The organism is Streptomyces sp. URMC 126 (genome assembly GCF_051386555.1).
In the GTDB taxonomy this organism is placed as follows: Bacteria; Actinomycetota; Actinomycetes; order Streptomycetales; family Streptomycetaceae; genus Streptomyces.
Map to the genome: position 1 here is coordinate 1 of NZ_JBPQTX010000408.1, position 5,415 is coordinate 5,415.

Genomic DNA, 5,415 nt, shown 5'->3' on the forward strand with positions numbered 1-5,415 from the left:
GTGCTGGGGGCGCTGGGGCGTCTGACGCGGCCGGTGTTTCCGGGGGTGGTGCTGCTGGTGGTGCTGCTGGTGCTGCTTCGGGTGGTACTGGCGGGGCTGGAGAGGTCCGAGGCCCGGCGGGATCGGCGGGTTCGGTGGGTTCCGTGGGCTCTGCGGCTTCCCGTGGTGTCGTCGGGGGCGAGGGTTCCCGGGAGGCCGGGGGTTCGGTGAGCTCCGCCGGTGTGGCGGTGCCCGTCGGGGGCGCGAAGGGCGTCGGGGGTGCGGCGGGGTCGGTGGGTCCCGCTTCCGGTGGTCACGCTTCCGGTGACCACGCTGCCGTGCACGGGCCCGATCCGGCGTCGCGGCCCGCCTCGCCGGTTTCGCCCGCCTCGCCGGTCTCATCGGGTCAGCAGACGCGCCCGCCTCAGCAGGTCCGGCAGGACCGGGCCGAGCATGCCGTCCACCCGGTTCCGCAGGCGCGGCAAGGGAGTTCGCCGGCCGGGGAGCCGTCGGCCCCGGGCGCACCCGCGCATCCGGGGGCACCGAACTCCGTGGCGCCTTCCGGCACCGCTCCCTCCGCCGGCGAGGGGCCGGGGAGTGCGGCGGTCCAGAGCGCGCCGCACCCCGGTTCCGTGCCCGGTACCCCTGTGCCCGGTGCGCCGGTGCCCGCCCAGCCGACCGGGCGGCGGCGCGGTCCTGCCCGTCCCGACGAGGAGGAGGCGGCCGGCGCCGAGCGGGTGCGCGCCAACCGGCACGGCCGAGGCGCCGACCCGGCCCTCGCGCCGGGCGCCGGACTCGTGCCGCCCCAGGTGGCCGCGCCCGTCCAGCCGACCGGGCGCCGCGCCCGCCGTGAGGCGGCGGCGGCCGAACCGGTGGAGGCGGCGGGCGCGGAAGCCCGGCGCACGCCGTTCGCGCTGCCCCCCGCCGAAGCCGACCGCGGGCCCGACTCCGCCACCGAGGCCGTCGCCGCCCCCACCGGGCGTCGCGCCCGGCGTGCCCTCGCCGAGGCGCCCGAGCGGCCGATCCCGGGTCAGGCGGACGCCGAACCGGACGTCCCGCGTGCCGCGTTCGCCCTGCCGCCGGCCGAAGCCGACCGCAAGGGTGCGCCCGGCGCGGAGACCGGCCATGTCCCGGGCCGGCCGGTACCGGCACAGGGCGGTCTGGCGGGCAGTGGGCCTGCGGGTGACGGTCCGGTCGGCGGTGGACCGATGAGCAGCGGGCCGATGAGCAGCGGCCCTGTGGGCGGCATTCCCCTGGGCGGGAGGCCGGCGGACGGTGGGGTGGCGGACGGCCCGGGGGGCCCGGCGGTGACCGGGTCCGGTGCTTCCGGTCATGGCGGTGCGCCCGGTGGTGCCGGCGGGGGCGACGGTGCCTTCGTCCTTGGCCGGGCCGGTGTTCCGGTCGGCCCGGGTGATCCCGGGATGCCGCTTGGGCAGCCCGTGCGCTCCGAGTCGCCCCAGGCCGTGCGGCCCGTGGACGGCCCCGGGCCCGTTGGGCCCGCCCGGCCCGCCGCTCCGGCCCCCGCGTCGGGGCACTCCGGCCCGGCCGAGGCCGGCGCGGGGCCTGCGGGCGAAGGACATGTAGGTGCGGGTCACGTCGGCCTTCCCGGGCACGGTGGCCTCCCAGGACACGGCGGGCACACCGGGCGTGCCGATGCCGGACGTCCCGAAGCCGGTCAGGCAGCCGTTCCCCTCGGTCCGGTGGGGACGGCCGGGGCCGGTGCTCCCACCGATTCCGGAGGGCACCTCGGCCCTGCCGCTCCTGCCGCTCCTGCCGCTCACGTCGCGTCCGCCGGTCCCGTCGGCCCGGTCGGGCAGCCCGGTTCGCCGGCGCCTTCGGCGTCCGCGCCCGAGGGTGCCGATCACCCCGCGCCGGGTGGTCACGACGGCCACGGAGGCCACCCCGGTCTCACTTCGCCCGTGGAGGAAGGCGCTTCAGGCGCCGTTCCCGGCGCCGTCAGCGACGCGCCGCCCACCGGCCGCCGGCGTGCGCGCCGGGCGCTCGCCGAGGAACCGGGCGCGGCGTCCCTGCCGGGCTCCGGCGATGTCGCCCGCGCCATCAGCGTGCGTACCCTCGGCCAGGGCGCGCCGTACACCCAGCAGGGCGGGGAGACTCCGCCCGGTGGGACTCCGGGTGTGGCGGGCGCCGGTTCCGGGCGCCGGCGCAAGCTGGGTAATCCCGCCGACAACGCCGGGGAGCGGGAGGCGCAGGCCCGGGCGCAGGCGCCCGCCGCCGGGCCGCGCCCCGGTCCGGCCGGTCCGCTCGGTTCCGGCTCCGCCGGCCCTGCCGGTCCCGCTGGTCCGCTCGGTGGAGGCGCACTCGGCGGAGGTCCGCTCGGCGGCCCCCGTCCGTCGCCCGTCGCGTCGGAAGGACGTGCCTTCGCCATAGGAGCACCGGACGAGGGTGCCGAGGGCCCGGAGCCGCTGGACGGCCCCAACGGAGCCGTGGAGATCAACCCCGGCGAGCCCGTCCCGCCGCCGATGGACGACGAGTTGCCGCCCGAGCCGCTCGACAACCCGCGCCGCCTTCTGGTGTGGCCGGCCCCTGACACGTCCACCCGGCAGGCCCTCACCGAACGCGGTTACCGGCCGGTGATCGTGCACTCGCGCGAGGAGGTCGACGCGCAGATGGCGGCCTACCCGGCCGCGCTGTTCGTCGATCCGCTCACCGGGCCGATCACGCGTACCGCGCTCCAGGCGCTGCGTCAGGCGGCGGTGGCCGCGGGCGTCCCCGTCCTGGTCACGGCGGGTCTGGGGCAGGCCACGCGGGAGGCGGCGTACGGTGCCGACCCGGCCGTACTCCTCAAGGCGCTGGCGCCGCGCGACAGCGAGATGCATCCCGCCCGCGTCCTGCTGGTCGAGGAGCACGAGCCGATCGCCAACGCGCTCACCGCGACCCTGGAGCGGCGCGGTGTCCAGGTGGCCTGCGCCGCCACGGACGCCGAGGCGGTGGCGCTGGCCGGGCAGATCCGTCCCAACCTGGTGGTCATGGACCTGATGCAGGTACGCCGCCGCCGGGCGGGCATCCTGGACTGGCTGCGCGCGCAGGGGCTGCTGAACCGGACGCCCCTGGTCGTCTACACCTCGGCCGGGATCGACCCCGCCCAGCTGCCCCGGCTCGCCTCCGGCGAGACGGTCCTCTTCCTCGCCGAACGCTCCACGAGCGCGGAGGTGCAGAGCCGGATCGTCGACCTTCTGACGAAGATCGGGACACATCCGTCGTGACGGCGGGATGGCGTGGTGGCGTGACGGGGTGACGGGGTGACGGCGGGGCGCCGTCACGTCCCTTGCCTTCGCCACCGACGGCGTTCCCCGCCACCGTCGCCCGCCGTCACCGCACGATGCGCCGGGCCGCCGCCCGTACCGACGCGCGGAGGCGGGCGCGGTCCTCGTCCGTGTCACCGGTCAGGACGCGGCGCATCTGCGGCTGGACGGTGGACCAGGAGACCAGCGCGATCAGCATGAACAGCAGGTCGCCGGGCGGGATTTCGGAGCTGATGACGCCCTTGCGCTGGGCTTCGGCGAAGACGGCGACCTTGCGGTCGTAGTGCCGCTTGCGCTCGTCCTCGTGCGGGAAGGCGTCGGTGCCGTACTCCAGCCCCTCCCAGTAGATCAGGCGGATGAGCTCGGGGTGGGCGGCGTGGTAGTCCATGAGCCGGTCGATCCAGGCGTCGACCTCCTCGGCGTCCACCGGCACCTCGGCGGCTAGCTGGGTCAGCCGCGCCTCCAGTACCTGCGAGAACAGCTCCGCCTTGTTGCCGAAATAGGCGTAGATCAGCTGTTTGTTGGCCTTGGCCTCGCGGGCGATGCGGTCCACCCGGGCCCCGGCGATGCCGTGCGCGGCGAACTCGGCGGTGGCCGCCGCGAAGATGCGGGCCTTGGTGGCCTCGGGATCCCTTACTCCTGCCATCCACCCAGCGTAACCAACCAGTCGGTTGACAAGGGCGAGAGCGGTCGGGAATATCGCAACCAACCAGTTGGTTGCTAACGCGCGACGTCCTACCGAAAGTGGGGAGCACCTCCCGCGATGACCGCCACGCCCACCTCGTCCACAACACCTGGCTCGCCCGTCTCGTCCGTCTCGCGCGGCACCGGGGCCGAGATCGCCGACACGACCACCCCGGACACCGTCGACCGCTCCGGCGAGGGCGGGAAAAGCCCCCGGAAAGGCCCCCGGACCGGCCTCCTCCTGACCGTCATCTCCGTGTGTACGGCCATCACGGCCGCGAACATCTACCTCGCGACCCCGCTCCTCGGCCTGATAGCCAAGGACTTCGGCGTCCCCTCCTCCTCCGTGGGCTGGGTGGCGTCTTTCGGCCAACTCGGCTACGCGGTCGGGCTGTTGCTGTTCGCACCGCTGGGCGACACCGCCGACCGGCGACGGCTGGTGTGGATGCTCTCCACCGTGGCGGCCGTGGCGGTCGCCGCGGCGGGACTCATGCACGGGACCCCGGCGCTGGCGGCGGCCGTCCTCGTGGCGTGCGCGGCCACGGTCGTCCCGCAGCTCCTCGTCCCCCTCGTCGCCGAACGCGCGCCCGCGGACCGTCGGGGACGGCACGTCGGGGCCGTGGTGACCGGCCTGTTCGCGGGCAGCGTCGCGGCCCGGGTACTCGGCGGACTCGCAGGTCAGGCGTACGGCTGGCGGCCGGTCTTCTTCGGCGCGGCCGTCCTCACGCTGGCCATCGGCGTGCTGACGGCGGCCGTGCTGCCGCCCGAGACGCGCCCGGTCCGGCCGTCCCGCCCGCTCAAGGCCATCGCCGGGCTGCCGGGCCTGCTGGCGTCCTCGCCGGCGCTGCGCGCGGCGTGCGTACGACAGGCCGGCGTGTTCGGCACCTGGAGCGCGCTGTGGACGACGCTCGTCCTGCTGCTGACGGACGAGCGCGGCGCGTACGCCATGTCCACGGCCACGGCCGGCCTGTTCGGGCTCTTCGGCCTCACCTCGGCCGTGGCCTCGCCCCTCGCGGGCGCTCTGATCGACCGTTTCGACACCGGCCGGGTGATGGCCGCGGGCTACGCGGCGGCGGTCGTCTCCCTTCCGCTCTTCTGGCTCGGCGGCGAGCGGTTGTGGGCCCTCTGCGCAGGCGCCGTCCTGCTGCACGCCGGTTTCACCGCCGGCCAGGTGGCCAACCAGACCCGCGCCCTGGGCGCCACCTCCACGCCCGCGGCGGCCAACACCGCGTACGTCGTCTGCTCGTTCGCGAGCGGTGCGATCACCTCGGCGCTCGCCGGGCCGGCGTTCGGACGGTGGGGCTGGGACGGCGTCTGCGTGATCGCGGCGGTCTGCGCGGCGGCGGGCTGGGCCGGCGGGGCACTGGCGGCCCGGGAGCGGTGAGCTCGGTGCTCGGCGCGGGGGTGAGCACTGGACGACGGGGGCCGGGGCGGGACCGGGTGTGGGACGCGGCGACCGGAGGGCGTGGGTTGTGCGCGGGGCCGGGAG

At 76.5% G+C, this 5,415-nt stretch carries 4 protein-coding genes and 1 pseudogene; 3 read left to right on the forward strand and 2 right to left on the reverse strand.

What is annotated here, in order from left to right:
• The coding region (locus ACSNOK_RS30220) for a hypothetical protein (protein ID WP_436783985.1) at window positions 1-210 on the forward strand (210 nt) is incomplete at its 5' end.
• 167 nt (window positions 211-377) lie between these two features.
• On the opposite strand, the gene ACSNOK_RS30225 is transcribed toward ACSNOK_RS30220, so the two are convergent.
• Window positions 378-1,760, reverse strand: coding sequence for a hypothetical protein (locus ACSNOK_RS30225; protein WP_436783986.1), 1,383 nt, complete (start codon window positions 1,758-1,760; stop codon window positions 378-380).
• Between the two features lie 348 nt (window positions 1,761-2,108).
• Between ACSNOK_RS30225 and ACSNOK_RS30230 the strand changes: the two are divergent.
• Window positions 2,109-3,203: pseudogene (locus ACSNOK_RS30230) on the forward strand (response regulator); the annotation flags it as partial.
• Window positions 3,204-3,309: 106 nt separating this feature from the next.
• Here the strand turns inward: ACSNOK_RS30230 and ACSNOK_RS30235 are convergent.
• Entirely contained in the window at window positions 3,310-3,888 is a 579-nt protein-coding gene (locus tag ACSNOK_RS30235) for a TetR family transcriptional regulator (protein ID WP_436783987.1), read from the reverse strand.
• A 117-nt stretch (window positions 3,889-4,005) separates the two neighbouring features.
• On the opposite strand from ACSNOK_RS30235, the gene ACSNOK_RS30240 reads away from it, so the two are divergent.
• On the forward strand, window positions 4,006-5,310 hold the full coding sequence (locus ACSNOK_RS30240) for an MFS transporter (RefSeq protein ID WP_436783988.1): 1,305 nt from the start codon (window positions 4,006-4,008) through the stop codon (window positions 5,308-5,310).
• Window positions 5,311-5,415: the final 105 nt, after the last annotated feature.